Consider the following 25,127-nt stretch of genomic DNA (forward strand, 5'->3'; position numbering starts at 1 on the left):
AAATGTTTTCATCAATTGGGCACGGGCGTGGCTGAAGCTTGAGCCTCAGGGTCAATGGGTCTGCCATCTTGCAACTGGAGAATGTTGGTCACAATCACCTCATCTCCGGCTGCTAAACCATCAATTACCTGGTAGTTGCCTCCCTGAATGGATCCCAGTTGCACCGGTCGCTGGGTGGCTACCCGCAGGGTCTGGCCGTCTTCCTGAGGCTGATCGGTGGCCACAAACACAAAACTCTGCCCAGCAATGCGAGTAACCGCTACCGTGGGCACCAGCAGCGTAGCGGTGGTGCTCCAGATCAGTCGCGCTCGCACAAACTGACCATCGCGCAAATTGCCCGCCTCATTAGGAAAGCGAGCTTTGATCAAAATCGATTGCCCCTCGCCGTCTACCTCGGGCGAAATAAAACTGACGCTCCCCGTAGCCAAGGGTTCACCTGTGTCAGGGCTAAGCAGCTCGACCGGAATTCCCGTTCGCAACTGGCTGGCTCGGGTGGTCGGCACCTGAATGCGCAAGAACAGCTCGCTGTTTTGGGTAATGGTGGCCAGGCTATCCCCCGCCTGCACATAGTCGCCGACTTTTAGGGATACATCACCCAAAAAGCCTGCCACCGGAGCCACCACCTGCTTAAAGCCTAAGTTTGCCTGGCTGACATCCACCTGGGCCTGGGCCTGTTCAAAGGTCGAGAGCGCCTGCTGAAGCTGAGCCTGGGCAGCCCGGACATTGTCTGAGGCCTGACGTTGGGCAGCCTGGGCAACATCGAGTTGGTTTTGAGCATTGTCTAACTCTTGGCGGCTCAGCGCCCCCGCCTCCACTAGCCGTTCGGTACGGCCAAAGTCAACTATGGCCAATTCGACATCGGCTTGGGCACGGGCCAGCCCTGCCTGAGCCGCATCGACCTGGGCCTGGGCGGCATTGCGGCCAAAACCAGCCGCCTGGGCAGCTGACTGGTTTACCGCCACCTCAGACTGCACTTGGTCGGTGCTGAGTTGCACCACGGGCTGACCTTGCGCAACAGCACTGCCAGAGCTAGCCAATACCTGAGTGACGCGGCCGTCAACCTCCGGTTTGAGCTCAATGCGCTGCTCAGCCTCTAGAGACCCAACAAAATCAGAGCTTTCCTCAAAGGTGCCACGCTGAAGCACCTGCACCTGCACCTGCACCGCTGGGGGGCCTGTCATGGCGTCTGGTGCTGGTCGACTACAGGCCGCTACGGCGAGCGACAGGGTGAGGGCAGCCCCCCAACCCTGTCGCGATCGACGAGTATTCACTGGCAGCATAGGATAACTAAACTTTGAGTGCTGGTTAGACATCGGATGCCATTGCTTAATGGTAATTCAGAGAACTTAGAATCATGGCGTCGTCACCGCTTGGGCTAACAAACGACGTCCCGTCGTCTCCAACTTGTTGAAAAGTCAGGGTTGCTCAATTCAGCGAACGTAGCGAACCTCCGTCGGTAAGGTAGAGCTTTAACAGGTCAATCAGCAAACGGGCATGGTCACGAAACGAGCAGGTTTGCGGTTCGTAGATGCGGTGCAGCAAAATGCCATCTACTACGCAGCTGAGAAACCCTACCAACTTTGGATCGTCTAGTCCTAGCAGGGCAGCTACATGCTGCTCGCTCTCTTGCCAAACCTCACGAAATACATCGGTCGGGACACCGCTCTCTCGGTGCTGATGCTGATAAAACTCAATCCAAATCAGCGTCTTCTTTCTTAAAAAGTCCTCGTTTTGAGCGACGTACTCTAGGGCGGCCTCGACGCGGCCTAATACACACTTTTCTTGGCTCGCGACGGCGATCGCGCTCTGAATATCTTGTAGCGTAGTTTCACGCACCAGTTGCTCAAACAGCCCTTCTTTACTGGGGAAGTAGTGATAAAGCGTGCCTGTTGACACCCCCAGTCCCTGAGCAATTTGGCGCATGGTCAGCGCAGCATAGCCCTTTTCAGCAAATAGATCAAAGCATTGGTTCAACAGCTCCCTGCGGTATTGGTCATGATCAACAATCTTGGGCATACACGCTCAGGCACTGCGGCCTAACCTCTAAGCAGCTTCAAAAGCCTACCCCCATAACCACAAATTTTATGTTGGACGGTCGGTATAAAAACCATATCCCCTTTATTTCGCCCTGTAAACCCTTTACGCTTGGCAGCCTGCGGGTCTTCCTGCATTTTTGCCAACGGCCTCTAACTTCGATACAAAACAAATCTGTGGAAGCCTAGACGCCTGAACTGAATGGAACGATAGACGAACTACAGGGTACCTCGATTAATTGAGCTTTTTAGAGGAGACGTGTCCCATTTGAGATAGGTAAGACAATCCGGATGTCTCGTGACACCGCAACGACTTGAGGTGTCGATTTTTGCTGCAACACAATGGGGTTGGAAGACTGCCCTTGGGAGCATTGACTGGCTTCAGGTCTGATTCCCCGGCCAAGTTCGCCGCCATCGTTAGTCTGGGTTTACAAATACACGCAGCGTTTCAGGTTAAATACCAAATTTTTCAGCTCCAGTTGAGTTTTGGCACGGGCCAGTCCGATGCTACGCACCACCTCGCTCCCTATGCTGGTCACCAAGTCACCAAAGATATGCTCCACTTCGGCACGGGTTTTAGAGCGCTTCCGATTGGCCGCTTGCTGCTCCTGCGTCAAGAGCCGATTCCGCTAGACTCGTTCATTGATGTCAAACCCCGTCAGCATCAACACCTCGACAATCAGCACCGATAAGTAAGCGCTATCTGCCCAGAATCCATCACCCGTATTGTCGGCATCCAGCAATTCCCCCAGCACCTGCGAATCGTGCACTGCCACATCCGTGACGTGATAGCGGCGAATAAAGCCAAAGCCCAGGTCACTGCTGACATGGTTTTTGTAGCTGTAATGAGAGCCTCAGTTCTTCTTAGTCCAGCGAGCACCCTGCCCTGCTTGATAGCTTGGTTCTCGTCCCGGGTATTTCGCTGCTTGAGCACCAGAATCAACGTCGCATCCACAATTTAAACATCCTTGGCTTTATAGCCCGCCCCTTGGAGATAGTGGTCAAACTACTCGAACAATTCCTCCACTAAACCGTTTTGCTGCAACTGCTCTCGAAACAATCATACTGTCGTGGCATCGGGCACCCCATCCTCCAGCCCCAGAAACTGCATGAAGGAAAATCGGTCATTCACTTGATATCCCGAAGCCTCATTACTAATATCGGATAGCTTTTGGAACCCCAGCATTTTGAACAGCAACAGCGCATCGGTCGGTTTGCGACCCGCGCTATTTTTGCGAACCTTCCCAGAAATCCACATGAGCGTAGGCCGGAAGGTCTCCCAGTTAATTCAGGACGTCCTTCTTCTGCTCCGATTTTCGCTGACGAGCCTCCACATCCCAGAATCCTTGCTGTCCCATTAGCCCTGTATTCTTCGCAAGATTGGCCTTATGATTTCATATTGAGGTCGCTCTGGTCATCTTTTGATGTGCCCTAAAGTATTAGCTTACTAATCATAGGTGCATAGGTTCGCAATGATGTTCTCCACCCAGTCATTAGCAGCAACACAACTCAGCTACTAATAACCAGCTAACTTCCGGTGCCAACATTTCTATGGTTTCACGCTTTTCTGCCCAACATATTACCAGATAAACGTTTGGCAAAATAGAAACGGATACTGTGTTGGCTATAAATCTTTAAGCTACATTCAAACCCAGAATTTTCTTTAAATAGGCGCGGGGAATAGGCTATCATGAACCATCCCCCAGGCTATGTTAGAGTACTTTTCTAAACAGCTCCCAAAACAGGAACTTTTGCCGGAATAGGATAATACAAATTTTCGTCTATAAGCTGCATGAGATAGGTACCATAATCGCTTTTAGCTAGAGGTTTAGCCAAGTGATAGAGCTGCTCACCAGAAATATAACCTTTCTGATAAGCAATCTCCTCCACACAAGCAATCTTTAGACCCTGACGTTCTTCCAATGTCTGAATAAAGCTAGACGCTTGGTGAAGAGATTCGTGGGTGCCGGTGTCCAGCCAAGCATAACCGCGGCCCAACAGCTCAACCTGTAGCTCGCCCTGTTCAAGATAGCAACGGTTTAGATCAGTAATTTCTATTTCTCCCCGTGCAGAAGGTGTTAGAGTAGCCGCCAAATCGCAAGCTTGGGAGTCATAGAAATAAATACCTGGGATAGCATAAGGTGATTTGGGAAACTGAGGTTTTTCTTCAAAACCCAGCACTCGCCCACCCTGGTCAAACTCAATTACACCGTAGCGCTGTGGGTTTGCGACCTGATAACCAAAGATTAAAGCTCCCCGCTGTAGACGAGCGGCCTGCTGCAATAGTCCTCCCAAACCATCACCGTAGAGGATGTTATCGCCTAGCACCAAACAAGCTGGTTCACCATTCAGAAATGAGCGGCCAAGAATAAAAGCTTCGGCGACACCTCCGGGATAGGGTTGCTCTATGTAGCTAAACTGCAAACCCCATTGGCCGCCATCACCAAATAATTGTTGAAACAAAGGTAACGATTCAGGGGTAGAAATCACCAAAATCTCTCGAATACCAGCTAACATCAATACCGAGAGAGGGTAATAAATCATCGGCTTGTTGTAGACAGGCATAAGCTGCTTGTTTACGGTAAGCGTAAGAGGGTAGAGACGAGTTCCAGTTCCACCAGCCAGGATGATGCCTTTCATAGAGAATCCTCCAAAGTTTTATAAGCGCAGTGATAAAAATCTTTCTCAGAATATGTACTAGCTTTTAACTAACCGACTTGCATAGTTTTCATGAAGCCAATCACGATAATCATCAGATTGCACTTGCTTAACCCAGTCAAAATTTTCGAGGTACCATTTAACGGTCTTCAACAGGCCGCTAGCAAAGCTTTCCTTAGGCTCCCAACCCAATTCAGCATAAATTTTTTGGCAGTTAATAGCATAGCGCTTGTCGTGGCCAGGGCGATCTTTAACGAAGGTGATTAACGAGGAATGTTTGATGTCAGGATTGGGAGCTAGCTCGTCCAATAAAGCACAAATAGATTCGACTACTGAAAGATTTGTTTTCTCATTAAGACCACCAATATTATAAGTTTCGCCTATTTTTCCCTGTTGAAGAACTTGATGAATTGCATCACAATGATCTTCGACATAAAGCCAATCTCTAATATTCTGACCATCTCCATAAATTGGTAGTGGCTTACCTTCAAGCGCACTAAGGATAGTCAAAGGAATTAGTTTTTCTGGAAATTGGTAAGGACCATAGTTATTTGAGCAATTAGTGGTCAGAGTAGGCAGTCCGTAAGTATGATGATAGGCTCGAACTAAGTGATCTGATGCTGCTTTACTCGCAGAGTACGGGCTGTTAGGTGCGTAGGGAGTATCTTCACGAAAAGGTGCATCTTCAGGGCCGAGAGAGCCATACACTTCATCGGTAGAAACATGTAGAAAACGAAATGCACGCTGAGCGTCTAGAGGTAACTCGTTCCAATAACTACGAGTAGCCTCTAGCAATCGGAAAGTGCCTAAAATGTTAGTCTGAATAAATGCCTCAGGCCCAATGATAGAGCGATCAACATGGCTCTCCGCAGCAAAATTTAGAATGGCATCAGGACGGTGGCGAAGCAAGATACTAGAAACCAACTCAAGATCGCCAATATCTCCGCGAATAAGTTGGTAGCCCGGATCATCCTTCAAAACCGCTAGGCTATTAGGATTACTAGCATAGGTAAGCTGATCTAGGTTAATAATATTAGCCCATTGTCCCTGGCGGGCTTTGATCACAAAATTGGCACCAATAAAACCAGCACCACCAGTAACTAAGAAAGTTTTCATACACAATTTAATGACATTAAAGAACAGGGGTAGAAAGTCAAAAGAGAATGCAATCTGACTGCCTGGTATATCTCTGAAAACCCGTGATTTCTCGTCGGGGGGTTGCCCAAAAGTTCCTTAGATCAAGCTTTTCAGCTCAGAGCTATGAACCATGAGCCTCAGCTCTGAGGTAACTTATTTTCAAGGCTTTTGGGATTTGTGTCAGGCAACTAGGAATGCAATTACTCATGCTGCGTTGACAGTTGCTACTGCCATAGACAGCTTTAGCATCGGTAGACTACGCTGCCGCCAGTTGCTTAGTAGCATTAGCCAAACTGTGACTAGCTAACCATTGCTGATCACTTTCAGTGTGACTAAGCCATCGAGTAGCTAAATCGGCCCATTTCACAGGTAAGCGTAGCTGGTGCCAAGTCTCATGGGAGATTTCAGAAATACGCTCATAGAGCTTTGTGCTGGTTAGTATTTCTTCAACACAGTTTGACAAAGCCAGGTCATTACCTTCAGGAAAAATCATAGCGTTGACACCATGCTGTAGGTAGCCCTCAAACATAGGATGATCAGAGGCAACTATGGGAGTACAAGCTCTTAATGCATGATGAATAACTAGAGGAAACCCTTCAGGATAGGTGTGGCGACTAGGAACGACTACCAGATCAGCTTGATTCATCAAAGGTTCAACAGTGTGGTTGGGAACGAAGCCCAACAATTCCACATTATCTTTTATATCAAGTTTTAAAATCAAATCTTTGGCGAAGTTTGAGTGATCTGAGCCTACTATATTGAGATGAACAGAGAAGCATTTTTCTTTTAATCTCTTGACTGCTTTAAGCAAATCGCCAACTCCTTTGCTTTCACTAATGCTGCCGACATAGCATAGGTTCCAGCTACTTTTGTTCAAAGGGGAAGCCTTAGGCAAAAATCCTCCAGGATAAGAATCAACCAAAAAGTCCCAAGGTATTATTTTTTCCGACTTTACTCCTAAGCGTTTCAACCTGCGTGATGAATTAACACCATAGCTGCCAACCCACTGAACATTTGATTTATTTAACAGCCTAATGATTTTCTGATTTTTAATTCTTCGAACTGCACTATGCAAAATGCTAAAATTTCGGGTCGGGACTGTGCCAAGGAACGTAGTAAGTGTTGGAATATTATGACCAGCCGCCCAACTTAATATATCTGTATCAAATAGGGAAATGATCAAGTGGGTCGGGTTATACCCTTCAATATGCTGAATTAATTTTTGAGCAGTGATGTCTTGGTACTCACGGAATCCGCAGCCAATCACTCGAACACCATTAGGCAATTTTACGTTGTAAGATTCTTGCGTTATATAAACGAGAACTGCAACTTCATCTGCATACTGTTTAAGTCCCGCATAAGCCTCGAGGGAATATTTTTGAGCGTAGTATGTTTCGTCACCGCCAGAGGCAAGGCGGTGAAAATCTGCGCGAATATCACCAGCAAAGTTAACGATTAAAAGTCGCATCTGAATTCACTTTCTTCAAATATTTAAAGTACTTTCTGAGCAGTTCAAGGCTGGCTTTAACAATTTCTAAATCAATGATTGCTGAACTATAGAAATGATAAAATCTGCTTCTTCAAAGGTCAGATCGGCGAAGAGAGGCAGCCGGACAATGCGATCGCAAATGTCCTCCGTAACTATTAATTCACCTGACTGTCGGCCATATTTTCGTCCTGCTGGAGCACTGTGTAAGGGAACATAGTGAAAGGTTGCTTGCACACCATGGCGTTTTAAGTTGGCAAGAATTTTAGAACGAGTTTCCAAACTATTTACTAAGAGATAATAAATATGGGCGTTGTGTTGACATGACTGAGGAATGAGAGGACGCTGAACCTTCTGATCCGTCTCAAGCCTTTCAAAGGCATGGTGATATCGGTTCCAGATATCTAGCCGATGTTGGGTGATGGTATCAGCATGTTGAAGTTGCGACCACAAAAATGCGGCAAGAATATCGCTAGGAAGATAGGATGAACCAATGTCAACCCAGGTGTACTTATCTACATCACCTCGGAAAAATTGACTGCGATTAGTACCTTTCTCCCAAATTATTTCTGCTCGATCTACCAGTGAAGGATCATTGACGGCTAGTGCACCCCCTTCACCGGATACGATATTCTTCGTTCCATGGAAGCTAAACGCAGCCGTGTTTCCAAAGCTTCCAACCGGCTTACCATCGTATTTAGAGCAAATTCCTTGGGCTGCATCCTCAATTACCTGAAGACCATGCTGATGAGCTAGTTCAAGAATTGTGGGCATTTCACAGCTAAGTCCAGCATAGTGAACAGGCGCGATCGCCTTTGTTCTATCTGTGATTGCAGCTTTGAGCTTGGCTTCATCCAAATTTAGAGTATCTGGTCGGATATCGACAAAGACAGGAACACCTCCCCTAAGGACTACAGCATTTGCGGTCGATACAAATGTATAAGACGGCATAATTACTTCATCACCTGGCTGAATATCAGCCAGAATAAAAGCCATCTCTAGGGCTGCTGTACATGAATGAGTTAGCAGCACTTTCTCTGCGCCGAGATATTCTTTCAGCCATATCTGACAAAGTTTTGTGTAGTGACCATCACCTATGATCTGACCGCTATCAATGGCCTCTTTGATATGAAATAACTCCTCTCCACTAGTGCTCAATTTGCTAAAAGGAATATTCTTAATTGCTTGATCTTGAGGTATAGATATCATCACAACGCAAATTCACGAACGATTATTGAACGAAACAAGTAGTTAAAAGGAAATGCTTCACAAGGCTTGCATCTAAAACCCTGTCACTCAAACCACCAAAACAAAGCGTTGATAACGCCATATCTTCAGGAGAGGATTTCAGCAAATACCTTCGCAGGCTTTGCTACAAGCACTATTTTTGGTTTTACAGACGAAGTCGACTAACTATCTAGATCAAGACTCAAGTTTCGTCGTAATTCTTAGAATTTAATCTTTGATTCAAAAGGACTTTAATCTTGCTTAAAGAGCCGACGGCCAGCAGTGCAGCGGAAGATATTAATTCCGTTAGAAAAGGAATAGACTATTGAGTCTATATCTGAACTGAGAGAGAAGCTTTCTCATCGCACTCCATTGGGAACTAGCCTATGTAATGTGTCTGACAATACTGAATATGCACCGCAATTAGTATGATCAAACTGATTGTTTCAGAAATAGACAGTTCATTTACAATTTCACTTCAATAGATAAAAGCTTGATGAAGCCTAAGCAATTTCTAGTTAGTTGTTTATCATTGTTGCGGTCAAGCAATATAATACCAAATCCGACTTATATGACCCTGAAATAGTGTAGGTTTGAGGAATGGCTAGACCCCTCCATCTCGAACCTCATTTTTCAGCCGACGAGCTGAAAGCGCGATATCGCGCTAGCGGTGACCCGGTTGAGTCTCGACGTTGGCATCTGCTGTGGCTGGTTCACACGGAAACGTCCCTGACGGATGCGGCAAAAGCCGTGGGCTTAAACTACGACTATGCCCGAGCGGTCGTGAAAGACTACAACCGTGATGGTGCTGATGGCCTGCGTAATCGACGGAAAGACCAGCGACCGCAACAGTCTCGGAGTCTGCTCAACCCCGAGCAACTCGAAGCCTTAGAGGCTCGATTGCAATCGCCCCCGGACGATGACGGGGTCTGGAGTGGACCTAAGGTGGCGCGCGTCATCGCTGAGGTAACTGGAGTCCCTAAGGTCTGGCCCCAACGGGGGTGGGACTATCTCAAGCGCTTGGAGCAATCCCTGCAGGTGCCTCGTCCCCGGCATCGCAAAGGGGACCCTGAGGCCCAGGAGGCCTTTAAAAAAACTCCCGGAGCGCAAGGCTGAACTGGAGCAGCAATATCCTGAAGCCCTCGTCGAAGCCTGGTCGTTTGATGAGCATCGCCTGGGTTTGAAACCGATTATTCGTAAAGTGTGGGCCAAAGTCGGGCAGCGACCGTTGGCCTGGGTGAATCCACGCTATGAGTGGACGTACCTCTACGGGTTTGTTCATCCAACAACCGGCGATACCGAATGGCTCATTCTGCCTCGAGTGAATGGTTCTTGGTTTAATCAAGCCCTGGCCGCCTTTGCTGAGCAAGTTGGGGCTGGCCCGCATAAGCAGATCCTGTTGGTGGTTGATGGGGCCGGATGGCACAACTGCAAAGACCTCGTGATACCCGAGGGCATTCATCTGGAGGTGTTACCGCCTTACTCACCCGAGTTGCAGCCAGCAGAACGACTCTGGCGACTAGCCGATGAACCTTTAGTCAATCGCTGCTTTGGCGCCCTCAGTGATCTCGAAGAGGTTCTTGAGGCTCGCTGCCGCACGTTGCTGTCGATGCAATCCGAGATTAAAGCCTTGACCAATTATCACTGGTGGCCCGCATGAAACGCCTAATCGTTTCGGGGGTAATCTATTCGGATTTAGTATAAGTAGATTTTCTATTGCCATTACATCGAACTGTTTATCTAACAACGTCGACCAAGTGCTTATACCTACTCAATCCGAAGGCAAACAAATGTCGGACATAGGATGAAGAAGCACGATCGCAAAGAAAGGATTTCAGCTTGACACGATGAATTTAGCGGATTTTGGAGAAATTTTAGGGTTAAAGCATACCTTACTGACTTTAAAGGCCCCTACAACCCTAGTCGGGCGCTAATGGTAGCTAGCACTGACTGACTTAACGCATCGTAATCGTAGCCGCCTTCAAGGCCAAACAGAATTTGGTCGGTAACACTCAGGCATTGCTGGGTAAATGTGCCGTAGTCCTCGGGGTTTAGGTTGATATTGGCCAGCGGGTCGGCGGCGTTGGCGTCATACCCAGCGCTAATAATGAGCAGATCGGGATTGAATGCCTTGAGAAAGGGAATTACCTTTTGTTCGAACTGCATCTGATAAGTGTCGCTAGCGCTGCCAGGGGGCATGGGTAGGTTGAGGACATTTTGGTGAAAGCCAGTTTCACTGCTGTGGCCAGTGCCAGGGTAGGCGGGGAGCTGATGGAGCGAGCAGTAGGCGATCGCAGCATTCCCCTCTACCAAAGCTTGCGTTCCATTGCCGTGGTGTACATCCCAATCAAGGATAGCAACGCGATTGATCGTGGATTGGTTTAGAGCGTAGTGAGCCGCGATCGCCGCATTGGAAAACAGACAAAACCCCATGCCGCGATCGCGTACTGCATGATGCCCCGGTGGTCGTGCCAGGACAAAGGCCGATTGCCCCGTCTCAAGCACATAATCGACCCCGTCAAGCCAAGCACTCACCGCCAGCTGCGCAACGGCATAGCTCTCCTCAGACACCACCGTATCGCCATCGATGTGGCCACCGCCAGTGTGGGCAATCTCCCGCAGAGCCCTGACGTAGCGAGGGTTATGAAGCTGGGCGATTAGGGTGTCCACATCGGCCCGCTGAGCCACCGGAGTTGGTTCGCGCCAGTCAAGATGGTCGACCCAAGAGACCTTCTCCAAAGCGGCTACGATCGCCGTCAACCGTCCCGCATTTTCGGGGTGAAAACTACCCGTATCGTGGGCCAAAAAGGCAGGTGAATAGATAACAGCAAAATCGGCCAGGGTAAGAGCATAGTGCACGGCAAACTCAGGGGTAGTGAACTACTACGAATTAAAGATTTGGCCGGGGCGGCGAAACAACGCCAAATCAAGCCTCTTGTGCCCCTGCATCTACCATAGCGCCCGCCTATTTGAACCGGGGAATTCGTGCTAAAATATAACTCACATGAGTCCGCAAAAAACATACTGATCAAGCGCTATTCAGCACCGCTCGGTGCGAGGGTCTGACTAGCGCTTTGTTGTTCGCAAATTCGGAGTTTTTGAGCCTATGGCGACCCCAGAAGAGCGCATCGTCCCTACCGATCTGCGCGTTGAAATGCAAAGCTCTTACCTGGAATACGCCATGAGCGTAATCGTAGGTCGAGCGCTGCCAGACGCCAGGGACGGACTCAAGCCGGTGCACCGCCGCATTCTCTACGCCATGCACGAGCTGGGTTTAGCCGCCGATCGCCCCTTTCGTAAGTGCGCCCGTGTGGTGGGTGAAGTGCTCGGTAAGTATCACCCCCACGGCGACACAGCGGTGTACGACGCCCTGGTGCGCATGGCCCAAGACTTTTCCATGCGGGTGCCGCTGATCAACGGCCACGGCAACTTTGGCTCCATCGACAACGACCCCCCAGCGGCGATGCGATATACCGAGTGTCGCCTGCAATCGCTGACCAGCGACTCGCTGCTGCAAGACATTGAGTCTGACACGGTCGATTTCGCCGACAACTTTGATGGTTCCCAGCAGGAACCGGTGGTGATGCCCTCGCGGCTGCCCCAGCTATTGCTCAACGGCTCTTCGGGCATTGCCGTGGGCATGGCCACCAACATTCCCCCCCACAACCCCGGTGAGCTGATTGACGGTGTGATTGCCCTGATCAATAACCCCGACATCTCCACTGCCGAGCTGATGGAGATCATCCCTGGCCCCGACTTCCCCACGGGCGGGCAGATCTTGGGCCGCAGCGGCATTCGCGATGCCTATATGACCGGGCGCGGCTCGGTGACCATGCGCGGCGTGGCCAGCATGGAAACCATTGAGCACCGGGGACGGCCCGATCGCGAAGCCATTATCATCACCGAGCTGCCCTACCAGACCAACAAGGCGGGCATGATCGAGCGGATCGCCGAAATGGTGAACGAGCGCCGCCTGGAGGGCATTTCGGACATCAGGGATGAGAGCGATCGCGACGGCATGCGCATCGTCATCGAGTTAAAGCGCGATGCCTATCCGCGGGTGGTGCTCAACAACCTCTACAAGCAGACGCCCCTGCAAAACAACTTCGGCGTCAACATGCTGGCCCTGGTTAACGGCGAGCCTCAGCTCCTCGGCATCAAGCGCATGCTGGAGGTCTTCCTTGAGTTTCGCGAAGAAACCATCGTTCGCCGCACCCGGTACGAATTGCGGCGAGCCGAAGAAAAAGATCACATTCTCCAGGGCTACCTAATTGCCCTGACGAATTTGGATGCCATCATTGCGCTGATTCGCGGGGCTGCCGACACCCCTGCCGCCAAGCAAGAGCTGATGGACACCTACAGCCTGTCAGACTTGCAGGCCGATGCCATTTTACAAATGCAGCTGCGCCGCCTCACTGCCCTAGAAGCCGACAAAATTCAGCAAGAGCACGAAGAGCTGGTTGCCAAAATCACTGATTTGCAAGACATTTTGGCCCGGCGCGAGCGCATTCTCGAAATCATCACTACCGAGCTGGGGGAGCTCAAAGCCAAGCACGACAGTCCCCGCCGCACCGTGATCGAGATGGACGACGGGGAACTCACCGATATCTCCCTAATCGCCAACGAGCAGGTGGTCATTTTGGTCACCGATCAGGGCTATATCAAGCGCATGCCGGTGGCCACCTTTGAGGCCCAAAGTCGCGCTACCCGAGGCAAGGCCGGGGCCAAAATGAAGGAAGACGACGGCGTGCAGCACTTCATCACTTGCTACACCCACGACTACTTGCTGTTCTTTAGCGATCGCGGCGTCACTTACGCCCTGCGGGCTTACCAGATCGCCGAAGGCTCCCGCGCTGCTCGGGGTATGCCCATTGTGCAAATGCTGCCCATTCCCAAAGAAGAGGCGATCACCTCGGTGCTGGCGGTGCGTGAGTTCACCGACGAAGATTACCTGGTGATGCTCACCCAGGGCGGCTTTGTGAAGAAAACGGCCCTATCAGCCTTTAGCAACATTCGCACCAACGGGTTAATTGCCATTTCCCTCGAAGAGGGTGACCACCTACGGTGGGTGCGCCTAGCCCGCAATACCGACAGCATTTTGATCGGTTCACGGCGGGGCATGACCATTCACTTTAAGGCCAATGACGACCAGTTGCGGCCCCTGGGTCGCCCCACCCGCGGCGTGCGCGCGATGTCTCTGCGCGACGGCGACGAGCTGATCAGCATGGATATTCTGCCTAGCCAGGTGGTCGAAGCGGTGCAGGCCGCCGAAAACGATGACGATGATGACGATACGATCACCAATGGCAGCGAGAGCGGCCCCTGGGTGCTCGTGATCACTGCATCGGGCCTTGGCAAACGGGTGCCGGTAGCCAAGTTCCGCCTGCAAAACCGGGCCGGTATGGGCCTGATGGCGATCAAGTTCCGCAAGCGTGACGACACTCTGGCCTCGCTGCTAGTGGTGGGCGAGGGCGACGAGCTGATGTTGGTCACTAACCGGGGCATCATCATCCGCCAGCGGGTGAACGACATTTCGATTCAGTCGCGACCGGCGACCGGGGTGCGGTTGCAGCGGCTTGATGCGGAGGATGCGATCGCGGCGGTTGCCGTCGTCCCCCCGGCGTTGCAGGAGGAACCCTTTGAGGACACAGTAGAAGCGATTGTGGAAGCAATCGAGGAGGCTGCCGAAGCCCCTGCTCAGGAGGAGTGAACTTGTAGGTTTGCCACCACGCCGTCTAGGCAGCTATGGAGGTGCTCTACCCTCGGGTTTATCAAACTACGCAAGTCATGGGGTGTATCTGACCACATACGCCCTTTTGCGATCGCGCTGACTCAGTAAGACCCAATCCGAATCACATAACCCCGATTCCCTAAAGGCTAAACCGTAGGGGCGTAGGCGTCGCCGAACAGGCTCGCTCTATGGCATTCGCCCTGCTGAATCGGGGATAGCCTCAACAGCAGCCCCTGGTTAGGCAGCGATTGTTGACCGCTGCCTAACCAGGGGCTGCGATCGCTCATGAGCGCCATCAGCCAAACCCTTTGACATGCTGAAAGAACGAATTAACCGCCAGAAAGCATGAGGGTGCGATCGCTAATTGCTTTTAAGTTGCGGCTTAGATCATTGCGAATGTGCCGCTCGATCAGCGCTACCGGCATCGCGCGGGGAGGACGAATCACCAGGTCATAGCCCAGGCAAACCAACTCACCAGCAACATCCTTAACAGGCTCTAACGTCCATTTGCCCTCAAACTGGCGAAAATCACCTTCCACCATTGAAAAGCGCAGTTCTCTGGGGAAAGCCTCGACCATATCGAGCACCACACGGGCGCAAAACTTGATGTTGAGAAAGCACTGGGAGCCAATTTGCTCTAGCCGAATGCCGCCGTCGGGATGACTCAACCGCTGACTGTGGGAGAGGTTTGGAATAAAGCTCGACAGGTTGTTGTAGTCTGTCAGCACCTGCCAGACCTGATCGACCGTAGCAGAAATCTGGGTTGACGCCACAATACGGCGCTGCTGCCCCTCCAGCTTTTCAGTACGGACGATGACGCCTGACACCTGAGCAAAAACCTCAGCGTCTAGGAGCGCCGATTCATGGTTGTTGGTTTCGGGGGTTGTCGCAGTCATAGGTCAAAACCAGCCGCTAAGGGTGTAGTTTGGCCAGGCCACTACGCCTGTGCCCAGAATACCAGCAAATTTTGCTGGTATGGTGTTGCCCCTATGAATTTTGGCCCTACGAATTGGGGATAGATTTGTCATGGCGTTCAAACTCAAGGGTAAAACAGGTTTGCCAGAGTTGGTCGTTGACGGGCTGGCTCGACACCTTTATAGTGCCCCCCAGCTGCTCCACTAGCCCACGGGCGAGGGCCAGTCCGGTGCCAGTGCCAGCAATGCCCTCTTTGGTGGCACTGGCACCCCGGCGAAACTTATCAAAGATGTGGGGCAAGTCGTCTGCCTCAATGGCTTGCCCTAGATTGCTAACTTGCAGAGTGACACGCCCGTTTTGGGCCTGATTGTCTGCCAAGGCAAAGGTCACAACCGTTTTAGGGGTTGAGTACTTGCGGGCGTTATTCACCAGCTCTTTTAGCACTTTGGTCAACCGCTCTGGATCGGTGGCTAACAATACTGGTCGAGACGGTAACTGTAGTGCCAGCGTTAGCTGAGCCTGGTGAAGCTGTTCCTGGGATTGATTGGCCAAATCAGTGAGCAGCTGCCCTAAATCCGTAGATTGGCGAACTTCTACAGGAACCTTAGATTCAAGGGTTTGCAGCATCAGCAGGTCGTTCACCAGGTTAATTTCGCGGGTGCACTGCTGTTCCAAAATATCTAAATACATGGCCGATCGCTCGGGGGTGAGATCGGGGCGGCGCAGCATGCGAATGGCCAGCATCATGCTGGTCAGGGGGGTGCGTAGCTCGTGGTTGAGGGTGCTGAGAAAGTCTTCTTTCAGGTAGTTGAGATAGCGCAGCTGCTCGGCATGGTGCTGGGCTTGCCCCTGGAGGTAGTGCTGGTGAAAGGCGATCGAACCTAAGCTAGCCAAGTTGGTCTGGACAGTGGGCTCAAGGCTCAACCCCTTAGTCCCCAGTAGTAGCATAGCGCCCTGCAACCCTGCCCCATCTACAGCAATGGCCGTGCAGTGCGAAATGGTGCGTAGCCAGGCAGGCGTCTCTGCTTCATTCCGCAACAGCCCTGCTAACCCCTTTTGCCAAGACAGCCGAGCCTTGCCAGCCGCTTGGGCAATGGTTTGCTGAATAAGATCTAGGGCTACCCGGCGCTGCCGGTCTAGAGTCAAGCCGATTGGGGCGTCACCAAACTGGTAGCTAGTAGTGGCTCCCCCCTGATGCCAACAGGTGTAAGTCAACCCGTGGTCAGGATAGTGGCAGAGCAGCAGACAAGCCCCTGCTCCCAAGTGGGTGCCCAGCACCTCCGCTAGGGACGGCAACATGTCAGGCTCATTGAGCGTAGCGGCTAGGGCATGAACCAGCGGCCAGGTTTCGCGACCTTCACAAAGATTAGGGTAGGTAGAGGCTAACCCCTCGGGTGGGCGAGCCTGGAACAAAACCGTCGGATTTTCCGAAGCCATGGGCAACCATCCAGCGAACTGTTCCTGACCTCCTGAGCCGAAGGTGAAGTCTGGGCTAGCCTGACCTCACCCCCGACTACCCCTAGCTTATCCACTGACTTGCAAGCCAGTATCCGTGAATACGCCAATTTTTTGCTTGCTGCCGCTTGGTAATATCCGCAATCTCGCCGCGACCGTGAGTTCAGATTTGCATCGTTTTCATCGGCTGATGACGTTGCCTCTACCCTAATCGTCAGCAGGACATTAGTATTAATGAAGTCAGGGCCGGGGATGACTAGCTCGCCACCTTGGCAAAAATTCTTTTCCTAACGGGTTCCTATGGCACGGTCAAAGCAACCTTCGGCTTCTCCGGTAATTGGCACCGTCAAGGGGCCGGGGGAAAACGGCAACCAGTACGTGTTCATTACTGCCGACAACCGTCAGGTGAAAATTGGTGAGTTTGTCTACTACACCGTCGATCTAGCGGATATCCCCAGAGCCCAAATCCTAGGCAAGATCTCCGATCGCCGCCTGATCGACCACCTGCCCGATCGCATCTTTGCCGACCCTGATATTGACCCTGAGGCGATCGCGGCCCTGGTCGGTTTCGCCCATCCCAACCCTGAAATTTACGAAGTCACCGTTGATGTGGTGGGCCACTTCCACCCCGCCCTAGGCTTTATGAACCCTCGCATCGCCCCCGACCCGGGGGCTAAGGTTACCCTAGCCGACGATGACAGCCTGCGCCAGATCATCAATAAAAAGCAGCGGGAAGAAATCGGCTCGGCTCACATCGGCTCCCTGCTGCTGCGCCCTGGCGATCGGGTACCCGTAACCCTGGATGTGAAGGAACTGGTCAGTACCCACATGGCCATTTTGGCGGGCACCGGTTCCGGCAAATCCTACACGGCTGGGGTGCTGATCGAGGAACTGCTCCGGCCTTACAATCGGGCAGCCGTGCTGATCTTTGACCCCCATGGCGAGTACGGCACCCTAACAGACATACTCGGGCATCCCAGCTTTGCTGCGGAGGATGGTTACAGCCCAGAGGTGAAAATCCTGACCCCGGATCAAATCCGCATTCGGATGTCGTCCCTCGATTACTACGACATTCTGACGTTGCTGCCAGATATGAGCGATCGCCAGCAGGCAATTCTCAACAAAGCCTTTAGCCTTTTAGGCAAACATAAGTTTAACAACCAACGTTGGGACGCGCAGGATCTGATCGCCGCCTGTTATGAGTCAGATCGTACTACCGACGACGAAGGTAACGAAAAAACTGGATCCTCTGCACCAGCTTTAGAGTGGAAGCTCAGCAAGCTGGAGCGCTCAGAGTATTTCCATCGTATGGAGCACCTTGCTCCAAAAGATCTCTTTGCCCCTGGACAAGTCACAGTTCTCCAGATGAACGAAATCAGCCAGGAGGAGCAGCAGGTAATCTGTGCAGCGGTACTGCGTCAAAGTTATCAGGCTCGCATGAACACCGCTAAGGACAAAATCACTGCCGAAGACGAAAACTACCTGCCCTACCCAGTCTTCATTGTGATCGAAGAGGCCCACCGATTTGCCCCCGCCAACGATCCTGCCCGCTGTAAACAGATTCTACGCACCATTCTCAGCGAGGGCCGCAAGTTTGGCATGGGGGTAGGGCTGATTACCCAACGCCCTGGCAAGCTTGACTCTGACGTGCTGAGTCAGTGCATGAGCCAGTTCCTCATGCGCATCGTCAACCCAGTGGATCAAGATAGCCTCAAGTATGGAGTCGAAGCCGCTGGGCGCGACTTGCTCAAAGAGCTGCCTTCGCTCACCAAAGGTCAGGTGATTGTCTCTGGAGCCTGCGTCAACACGCCAGTACTTTGCCAGGTGCGCAAGCGGTTGACCAAGCATGGCGGCGAAACGATGAATGCCCCAGAGGCCTGGCTCAGCCACTTTCAAGGCCATCGTCAGCAGGCCCGTCAGCTAGAAAAAGCTGCTCCTGCAAGCGTTGGCAAAAAGGCTGAAACCTTCAGCGGTGTGAGTATCGAATAGACCTTAGTCAGCAACCTAGGCGTTAAGCAAAGGAAAGGCTTAGGTTGCGACCTGAATTAATCCCGTCCGCTGAGGGCGCGGGCAGTTTCGCGGGATTCTTGCTTACGCTTAAGGCTTTCACGCTTGTCGTGGAGTTTCTTCCCCTTGGCTAGGGCGATCGTGGCTTTCACCCAGCCCCGCTGAAGATAGAGCTTAAGCGGCACCAGGGTAAGCCCCTTTTGCTCGACTTTGCCAATCAGCTTACGGATTTCATCGCGGTGCAGCAGCAGTTTGCGGGTGCGCTTGGCCTCATGGTTGTAGGCCTTATTAGTCATAGTGTGGGGCGAAATATGTACGTTGTGCAGCCACAGTTCCCCGTCTTTGATAAGAGCGTAGCCGTCGCGCAGGTTGACCTTACCCTGGCGAATTGACTTGACCTCTGAACCCATTAGCTCTAGACCGGCTTCGTAGGTTTCAAGAATTTCGTACTCATGACGGGCCTGGCGGTTGTCACTGACAATTTTGTATCCATCACTTGAATCGGCCACCGTGTGTCCTCCTATTCAACCACCACCCGCCATTCATGCAGTTCATACTCGACACAGTGATGCTGAATCAGCGGGTCGGCTGCCACGATGACGCGGGCTTCATCGATAGAATTGGCCCGGAATAATAGCATACCACCCCCATATTCGGCCCAGTAGCCGCTCTTGGCAGCATGGCCTTGGGCAATGAGGTCTTTAACATAGGCCACATGGGCCGGTACATGTTGGTCAAAGATGGCTTTGTTAACAACACCTTTTTCGATTTTAACGAACCAGGGCATAGCAGAAATTTGTCTTATAGCTGACCTAGGGTAGATCGACTTGAAGATCGTCTTCGCTACCCAGGTGGATAGTTTTCACCCAGCGCAGTCGCTTGGGTCGCACCGACAGGCGCATTGCCATAGTAGCGATAACTAGTAGCCAGTGCAGCATGTACAGGTTACCCCACAGGGTTTGTAAACCACTTACCCAGATGGGCTGCTGCCGAATCCGCCGCAAACCACAAAACATACCCACCATAGAAAGCGTCAGCGCCAGGCTGGATACGGGTAAAAACAGCGGCAGACGGTGGCGCAGCATGGCCATGGCGAAGTCGGGTAGAGCCACCGTGGGCAGGCCGTACTGAATCATCCAGAAAGCGGCCATATCAAAGGTCTTGGTCGGAGGCAAGCGGTGCTGGGCAATGAGTCGCCAGTAGTCGAGGTAGCGCTGGTAGCCTCCTTCGGCCCAGCGATTGCGCTGGTGCCACAGGGCCAGGGGTCGCTCAACTCCCTCTTCGCCCACGGCAGGGTGCAGCAAAAACTGAATCTCCCAGCCGCTAAAGTGCAGGCGCAGGGTGAGATCGAGGTCATCGGTAATGGTTTCTTCGTTCCAGCCGCCGCACTGGGCTAGGGCGACCCGCCGCACAAACTGGCCGTTGCCCCGCAGTTCGCCAATGCCGCCAAGGCTGATGCGCTGCTGCTGAAAGTAGCTATCGAGGGCCATCTCAGCCTGCTGACCACGGGTCCAAAGATTTTTGGCTCGGTTGACCACCGCTTTTTGCAGTTGCACAGCGCCAACCTCAGCTTGGTCGAACAGGGGCACCAGGTGGCGCAACAGATCTTTGGGCACACGGGCATCGGCATCAAATACGCCAATGATGTCCCCTTTGGTATTGGGCCATACCTGGTTCAGCGCCCCTGACTTACCCCCGCTAGCCCCAGCGGGCCGACGCAACACCCGCAGTTGAGGATAACGGGTAGTGAGGTTTTGCAGCCGCTGATGGGTGCCATCGGTGCTGTTATCGTCAATAATCCAGACTTCGTATCGGCAGGCGGGGTAGTCTAGCTGGCAGAGGGCTGCAACTAAAGGTTCTATGACGGTTTCTTCGTTTTTAGCGGCCACCAGGAGCGAGATGTAGGGCCAAGTGTCCCAGGGAGAGCCGACAATGACCGAAGACTGACTTTCGGCGATCGCATCATTAATCTGAGGTTCTTGGGTGGTCGAGGGTAGCGGCGGCGACGGCAGCAGAGGTCGGCCCAACACAATTCGCAGAGCGTGAGTGGTGAGGATGGCCGTTAACCCCAGCACGACCCAACTGCCCCAAGAGACTAGGTGCAGCACAACGGTAAGACCCCAAAGCACAGTTAAGGTCAAGGCCGCCTTGGAGCGGCGACCGGCAAATCCCGGAAAATCTTCGATTTCTAACTCTTTTAGCGGAGTGTGGAAGCGCCTAGGAGAAAAGCGTCCGGGAAAATCAACCATGAACTCAGGTGGGGAGCACAACAAAAACGACGATGGCCAGACCATGACCCAGATCAGCACCTCATGCCAGCATGGCTTCGGCCTAGGTCTATCATCCTCGATTTTGCGGAAAATTTTAGTGATACCCCCAATACCATCCTGGGGAATGCTAGCTCTAAGGTCGCGTCATCATCGGCAACCCGGCGAGGTTGGTATCCAGTATCCTAAGCATCTAACCCCGATGACCGTCCGAAGATTCGTTTGTTGACACTTGACCTAAGGCCAGACCCATGAGTTTGACGTTTGAGGCAATTCAGCCCGCAGGCAAGCAGGATATCAGCGTTTACATGCCCTACTACCAGGGCAATAAGCGAAACGCGCTGCCTTACGCCATTTCTCTTTATAAGCAGGGCAATCTGGAGGGAGAGCGGCAAATTGAGGGCAGCGATAGTATTGCCTTTATAGCCACCTGGAATGTGTCTGTACTACCGGCAGACTTGACCCGTTGTCGCATGCAGTTTGAGGGTGACAACGATCTCAGCTACGAGATTACGATGGCGACCTTTGAGTTTGTAGATTTTTTGTTTGACGTGATTGTGGCGCTGCGCCAGAAGCGCCCGGCAGACTTTTCCCAGGGGTTTTATCGCAAACTGTTGCGCTTGGATGAGTAGGTCAACCGCAAGGCCAGTCAGACTCTAAGTGCGGTTGAGCGGAGGGGTTGTGAGATGCCTGACGCTGACATCCGTAATAAGGTGGCAGAATGGGAGAGGTGCTGTGCCCTCAGACGTGTTTGACCGAATTGCTTTGTAGCGTCGAGGTCAGGGAACAGCGCATTACCCCCATGGAGGACTTGTGGCGTGCCCAGTTCAGCGAAGCGTTTGGTGATTGGTTCAACCGAGTCGTATAGCGGCAAATCGGCAATTTTACTGGGTGTGGGGCTCCAGCTTCAGGGATTGGGCGTGGACATTGGGTTTGGGAAACCCATGGGCAACTCGGTCAACGGAGATGGGAAAGACCCAGACTTAGACTTTATTGTCAATACGCTTAAGTTGCCAGCGGCGCGATTTTACCCACCAGCGATCTCGTTGACCGAAGCTACGGTGGCCGATCGCCTAGTGCTTGACGAGCAGTCTCCAGCCAGCTACAGCTTGCTGCAGTACGCCGAACAGCGGGGCGAAGATTTATTGCTGCTTGAAGGGCCTGGCAATCTAACTGAGGGGACGCTGCTGAACTTGTCTGTAGCCCACATTGCTGCCGATATTGACGCGGCGGTGGTGCTGGTAACACGCTATGATTCGCTGCTGCTGGTCGATCGCCTATTAGCTGCCAAGGCTCAACTAGGAGCACGCCTGATTGGGGTGATTATCAACGATGTACCGAAGGATGCGGCTGAGGCCTGTGCTGAGTTAGCCCGTCCTTTCTTGGAGAACCAGGGCATTCCGGTGCTGGCGGTGCTGCCGCGATCGCCCATCATGCGCAGCATCACCGTGCGCGAAATTGTCGCTCGGCTCGATGCTGAGGTGCTGTGCTGCTCCAACCGCCTTGACCTAATGGTGGAAACCCTCACGATTGGGGCTATGAACGTGAACTCGGCCCTGCGGTACTTCCGCAAAGCCACCAACATGGCCGTGGTGACGGGGGGCGATCGCACCGATATCCAGTTTGCGGCGCTAGAAACCTCCACCCAATGTTTGGTGCTAACGGGTCAAATTCCTCCTTCCCCAGAAATTTTAGAGCGAGCTTCGGATTTGGAAGTACCGATTGTCTCCGTTGACTCTGACACCCTGTCTACCGTGGAGCGCATTGACGAGCTGTTTGGTCAGGTGCGCCTACACGAGCCCATCAAGGTACAGTGCATTCAAGAGTTAGTAGCTGACCACTTTGACCTAGACCGTCTGCTGCACTTGCTCGATCTCAAACTGCCGGTTTCGGCCACCTGAGGTCTGCTGACCTTAGGGACAGATTGTAGCCAGACCCATTTGGTCTGATACAATGAAGCGCGTTATTCTCGCATTCGGTGCAGCCTTTGAGTCAGTCCATGGAAGCGTCGCTCGAATCCGCTAAAGTCGACACGTTTTTACAGGAACTTGCGGCTATTCAACAGTCAGGTTCCAAGCGGGTGGCCATTTTGGGGTCGCGCCATGTGCCGATTACCCACCAGCAACTCATCGAGCTGATGACCTATGCGCTGGCCCTCGGGGGTAATCGCATCATCACCTCTGGGGCGACTGGCACCAACTCCGCCGCCATTAAGGGGGCCATGCAAGCCGACCCTAACCTGCTGACCGTAATTTTGCCCCAGAGCCTGGAACGCCAGCCTCGCGAGTCACGCGATCAGTTAGAGCAGGTCATGCACCTGGTCGAAAACCCAGCCAACGATGCCATGGCTTTGGCCGAGGCAAGCGCGCTGTGCAACCAGGAGATTATTTCTCGCTGTCAACAGCTGGTTTGCTTTGCCTTTCATGACAGCCATACCCTGCTGAAAACCTGTCAGGATGCAGAAGACCAGCGCAAGATTGTGACATTGTTCTACTTCGACTAGCGATGCTTGGGAAGTGGAAGTTGATGGGTTCAGAGCATTCCAGCGTTCTCACTTGCCAACCCGCTAATGTCTCATGTGTTCCCCACAGCAAAAAATTAGCGAGGAGTAATTTATGGCATCTTTGATCGCTATGCCAGGTTTTTTGCTGGTTAGTATTGGGCTGGCGGCGTTGCTGGTTTATCTGCCCTTCTTTGTGGTGGGCTACGGACGGTTTGCGGTGGGCTATGACCAGGCCGCCCCTCGGGCCATGCTGGCTAAATTGCCCCCCTACGCACAGCGGGCTACCTGGGCCCATGAAAATGCCTTTGAATCGATGATTTTGTTCGCCCCGGCGGCGCTGATGGCCTATGTCACCCAACAGCAGTCGGGACTGGCGTTGGGGGCTGCGATCGCCTACCTGACTGCCCGCACCCTGTACCCAGTGGCGTACATTTTGAATGTGCCAATTGGGCGATCGCTGATGTTTGGGGTCGCCAACCTGAGCACCTTCACCCTCTATGTCTTGAGCTGTCGGTCGGCCTTGATGTAATCTGTTGGTACGCAGATACTCAACGGTACCTATGGCTTCTAGCTTTTCCTTTGATATCGTCAGCGATTTCGATCGCCAGGAACTGGTCAACGCCCTCGACCAGACCCGGCGGGATGTAATTAGCCGTTACGACCTGAAAGACACCAAGACCACCATTGACCTGGCAGACAACACCATCACCATTGAAACTGCCAGTGACATGACCCTAGACGCGGTCAAAGATTTGTTGTATCAGAAAGCAGCCAAGCGCAATCTTTCCCTCAAGATCTTTGAGTTTGGTGATGTGGAAGCGGCCAGCGGCACCCGCGTACGCCAGACCATCACCCTGAAAAAGGGCATTGAGCAGGAGATGGGTAAACAAATCACCAAGCTGATCCGCGACAACCTCAAAAAGGTAACCGCTGCAATTCAAGGGGATGCGGTGCGGGTGACCGGCAAGTCTAAGGATGACCTGCAACAGGCGATGCAGCTAGTGAAGCAGGAAGACTGGCCCGTGGCGGTGCAGTTTACCAACTATCGGTAGAAACCATGGGTAGGGCGATCGCCCCTCACCCCTTGGGCACGCTAAAGAATGCTGCCCTGGGAAAATCCTGCCATGACCGCCGAACTCAGCAAAACCGAACTGGGCACCTTAGGGGAAACTCTAGCGGCCAACTGGCTGGCGACCCAGGGATGGCGACAGTGCGATCGCCAGTGGCACTGCCGCTGGGGCGAGCTGGATCTGGTGATGGCCCAAGGAGCCGCTAACGCCTGCGGTCAGCTTGCCTTTGTCGAAGTCAAAACTCGCAGCCAGGGCAACTGGGATGCCTATGGCCTCATAGCCATTACCCGCAGCAAGCAGGCCAAACTGTGGAAAGCGGCCCAGCTCTACCTGCTCAAGCATCCCCAGTGGGCAGAAGCCACCTGCCGCTTTGACGTGGCCCTAGTGGCATGCCGCAGTGGTCAGCAACCGCCAACCAACCCAGCCAAGCACCTGCCTGTAGATGATGCCCGCTATCTGGTGCTACAAGACTATATCGAAAATGCGTTTGACGGAACCGATCGCTGAGAACCGCAGGGTTAAACAACTGCGGCCTCAACCAAGGCAATTCTTAATTAAATAATAACGCCCTGTTGGCAGCATTCAGGCATTCATAGTCTAAGCTGCTATGTAGAGGTATAGTCGTTGTCCTGCCTCTA

Annotated in this window: 23 protein-coding genes and 1 pseudogene; 10 read left to right on the top strand and 14 right to left on the bottom strand. The window is 52.5% G+C overall.

Annotated elements, in window-relative coordinates:
• Positions 1-11: 11 nt before the first annotated feature.
• The 7 genes and pseudogenes from H6G07_RS01175 to rffA form a co-directional block, all read right to left on the bottom strand.
• The gene (locus H6G07_RS01175) at positions 12-1,280 is read right to left on the bottom strand and encodes an efflux RND transporter periplasmic adaptor subunit (RefSeq protein WP_073606798.1); all 1,269 of its coding nucleotides are present in this window, start codon (positions 1,278-1,280) and stop codon (positions 12-14) included.
• 145 nt (positions 1,281-1,425) lie between these two features.
• Positions 1,426-2,016 carry a TetR/AcrR family transcriptional regulator gene (locus H6G07_RS01180; RefSeq protein WP_073606797.1) on the bottom strand — a complete coding sequence of 197 codons (591 nt, stop codon included), beginning with the start codon at positions 2,014-2,016 and terminating at the stop codon, positions 1,426-1,428.
• Positions 2,017-2,461: 445 nt separating this feature from the next.
• Positions 2,462-3,391 (bottom strand): annotated as a pseudogene (locus tag H6G07_RS26970) (IS5 family transposase).
• A 367-nt stretch (positions 3,392-3,758) separates the two neighbouring features.
• The gene (gene rfbA / locus H6G07_RS01190; protein WP_073606796.1) at positions 3,759-4,673 is read right to left on the bottom strand and encodes a glucose-1-phosphate thymidylyltransferase RfbA; all 915 of its coding nucleotides are present in this window, start codon (positions 4,671-4,673) and stop codon (positions 3,759-3,761) included.
• Positions 4,674-4,730: 57 nt separating this feature from the next.
• On the bottom strand, positions 4,731-5,807 hold the full coding sequence (gene rfbB / locus H6G07_RS01195; protein WP_073606795.1) for a dTDP-glucose 4,6-dehydratase: 1,077 nt from the start codon (positions 5,805-5,807) through the stop codon (positions 4,731-4,733).
• A 277-nt stretch (positions 5,808-6,084) separates the two neighbouring features.
• Positions 6,085-7,296, bottom strand: coding sequence for a glycosyltransferase family 4 protein (locus H6G07_RS01200; RefSeq protein ID WP_073606794.1), 1,212 nt, complete (start codon positions 7,294-7,296; stop codon positions 6,085-6,087).
• A 66-nt stretch (positions 7,297-7,362) separates the two neighbouring features.
• On the bottom strand, positions 7,363-8,523 hold the full coding sequence (gene rffA, locus H6G07_RS01205; protein WP_073606793.1) for a dTDP-4-amino-4,6-dideoxygalactose transaminase: 1,161 nt from the start codon (positions 8,521-8,523) through the stop codon (positions 7,363-7,365).
• Between the two features lie 618 nt (positions 8,524-9,141).
• On the opposite strand from rffA, the gene H6G07_RS26180 reads away from it, so the two are divergent.
• Entirely contained in the window at positions 9,142-9,657 is a 516-nt protein-coding gene (locus H6G07_RS26180; protein ID WP_073606792.1) for a helix-turn-helix domain-containing protein, read from the top strand.
• A 1-nt stretch (position 9,658) separates the two neighbouring features.
• Positions 9,659-10,201, top strand: a complete 543-nt coding sequence (locus H6G07_RS26185) for an IS630 family transposase (RefSeq protein WP_073606791.1) — start codon at positions 9,659-9,661, stop codon at positions 10,199-10,201.
• A gap of 251 nt (positions 10,202-10,452) precedes the next feature.
• On the opposite strand, the gene H6G07_RS01215 is transcribed toward H6G07_RS26185, so the two are convergent.
• Positions 10,453-11,400 (bottom strand): histone deacetylase family protein, encoded by a 948-nt coding sequence (locus tag H6G07_RS01215; RefSeq protein ID WP_084172842.1) that lies wholly within the window; start codon positions 11,398-11,400, stop codon positions 10,453-10,455.
• Between the two features lie 247 nt (positions 11,401-11,647).
• Here H6G07_RS01215 and gyrA point away from each other — a divergent pair, with 247 nt between their 5' ends.
• On the top strand, positions 11,648-14,251 hold the full coding sequence (gyrA, locus tag H6G07_RS01220; RefSeq protein WP_073606790.1) for a DNA gyrase subunit A: 2,604 nt from the start codon (positions 11,648-11,650) through the stop codon (positions 14,249-14,251).
• Between the two features lie 167 nt (positions 14,252-14,418).
• Here gyrA and H6G07_RS01225 read toward each other — a convergent pair whose 3' ends face one another.
• The 3 genes from H6G07_RS01225 to H6G07_RS01235 all read right to left on the bottom strand — a co-directional run bounded on the left by H6G07_RS01225 (position 14,419) and on the right by H6G07_RS01235 (position 16,624).
• Complete coding sequence (locus tag H6G07_RS01225; protein ID WP_171972939.1) at positions 14,419-14,568, bottom strand: hypothetical protein; 150 nt, start codon at positions 14,566-14,568, stop codon at positions 14,419-14,421.
• A gap of 33 nt (positions 14,569-14,601) precedes the next feature.
• Positions 14,602-15,168: an SRPBCC family protein gene (locus tag H6G07_RS01230; protein ID WP_073606789.1), complete on the bottom strand. Its 567-nt coding sequence runs from the start codon at positions 15,166-15,168 to the stop codon at positions 14,602-14,604.
• Positions 15,169-15,274: 106 nt separating this feature from the next.
• Positions 15,275-16,624 carry a sensor histidine kinase gene (locus H6G07_RS01235; RefSeq protein ID WP_073606788.1) on the bottom strand — a complete coding sequence of 450 codons (1,350 nt, stop codon included), beginning with the start codon at positions 16,622-16,624 and terminating at the stop codon, positions 15,275-15,277.
• A 318-nt stretch (positions 16,625-16,942) separates the two neighbouring features.
• Between H6G07_RS01235 and H6G07_RS01240 the strand changes: the two genes are divergently transcribed.
• Positions 16,943-18,631: an ATP-binding protein gene (locus H6G07_RS01240; protein ID WP_073606787.1), complete on the top strand. Its 1,689-nt coding sequence runs from the start codon at positions 16,943-16,945 to the stop codon at positions 18,629-18,631.
• Between the two features lie 56 nt (positions 18,632-18,687).
• Here H6G07_RS01240 and smpB read toward each other — a convergent pair whose 3' ends face one another.
• The 3 genes from smpB to H6G07_RS01255 are packed head-to-tail and all read right to left on the bottom strand — an operon-like array spanning position 18,688 to position 20,898.
• Positions 18,688-19,158 (bottom strand): SsrA-binding protein SmpB, encoded by a 471-nt coding sequence (smpB, locus tag H6G07_RS01245; RefSeq protein ID WP_073606786.1) that lies wholly within the window; start codon positions 19,156-19,158, stop codon positions 18,688-18,690.
• 11 nt (positions 19,159-19,169) lie between these two features.
• A complete protein-coding gene (locus tag H6G07_RS01250) occupies positions 19,170-19,436 on the bottom strand; it encodes a YciI family protein (protein WP_073606785.1) in 267 nt (88 codons plus the stop codon).
• 25 nt (positions 19,437-19,461) lie between these two features.
• Positions 19,462-20,898, bottom strand: a complete 1,437-nt coding sequence (locus H6G07_RS01255; RefSeq protein ID WP_073606784.1) for a glycosyltransferase family 2 protein — start codon at positions 20,896-20,898, stop codon at positions 19,462-19,464.
• A 269-nt stretch (positions 20,899-21,167) separates the two neighbouring features.
• Here H6G07_RS01255 and ebsA point away from each other — a divergent pair, with 269 nt between their 5' ends.
• The 6 genes from ebsA to H6G07_RS01285 all read left to right on the top strand — a co-directional run bounded on the left by ebsA (position 21,168) and on the right by H6G07_RS01285 (position 24,996).
• Entirely contained in the window at positions 21,168-21,548 is a 381-nt protein-coding gene (ebsA, locus tag H6G07_RS01260) for a type IV pilus biogenesis protein EbsA (RefSeq protein WP_073606783.1), read from the top strand.
• A 186-nt stretch (positions 21,549-21,734) separates the two neighbouring features.
• Positions 21,735-22,817 (top strand): phosphotransacetylase family protein, encoded by a 1,083-nt coding sequence (locus tag H6G07_RS01265; RefSeq protein ID WP_073606782.1) that lies wholly within the window; start codon positions 21,735-21,737, stop codon positions 22,815-22,817.
• 98 nt (positions 22,818-22,915) lie between these two features.
• A complete protein-coding gene (locus tag H6G07_RS01270; RefSeq protein WP_073606781.1) occupies positions 22,916-23,419 on the top strand; it encodes a DNA-processing protein DprA in 504 nt (167 codons plus the stop codon).
• 112 nt (positions 23,420-23,531) lie between these two features.
• Positions 23,532-23,948, top strand: a complete 417-nt coding sequence (locus H6G07_RS01275; protein WP_199311837.1) for an MAPEG family protein — start codon at positions 23,532-23,534, stop codon at positions 23,946-23,948.
• A gap of 31 nt (positions 23,949-23,979) precedes the next feature.
• Entirely contained in the window at positions 23,980-24,471 is a 492-nt protein-coding gene (locus H6G07_RS01280) for a YajQ family cyclic di-GMP-binding protein (RefSeq protein WP_073606779.1), read from the top strand.
• A gap of 72 nt (positions 24,472-24,543) precedes the next feature.
• A complete protein-coding gene (locus H6G07_RS01285) occupies positions 24,544-24,996 on the top strand; it encodes a YraN family protein (protein WP_073607054.1) in 453 nt (150 codons plus the stop codon).
• Positions 24,997-25,127: the final 131 nt, after the last annotated feature.

This window comes from Phormidium tenue FACHB-1052 (assembly GCF_014696675.1).
GTDB classification, from domain to species: Bacteria; Cyanobacteriota; Cyanobacteriia; order Phormidesmidales; family Phormidesmidaceae; genus Nodosilinea; species Nodosilinea tenuis_A.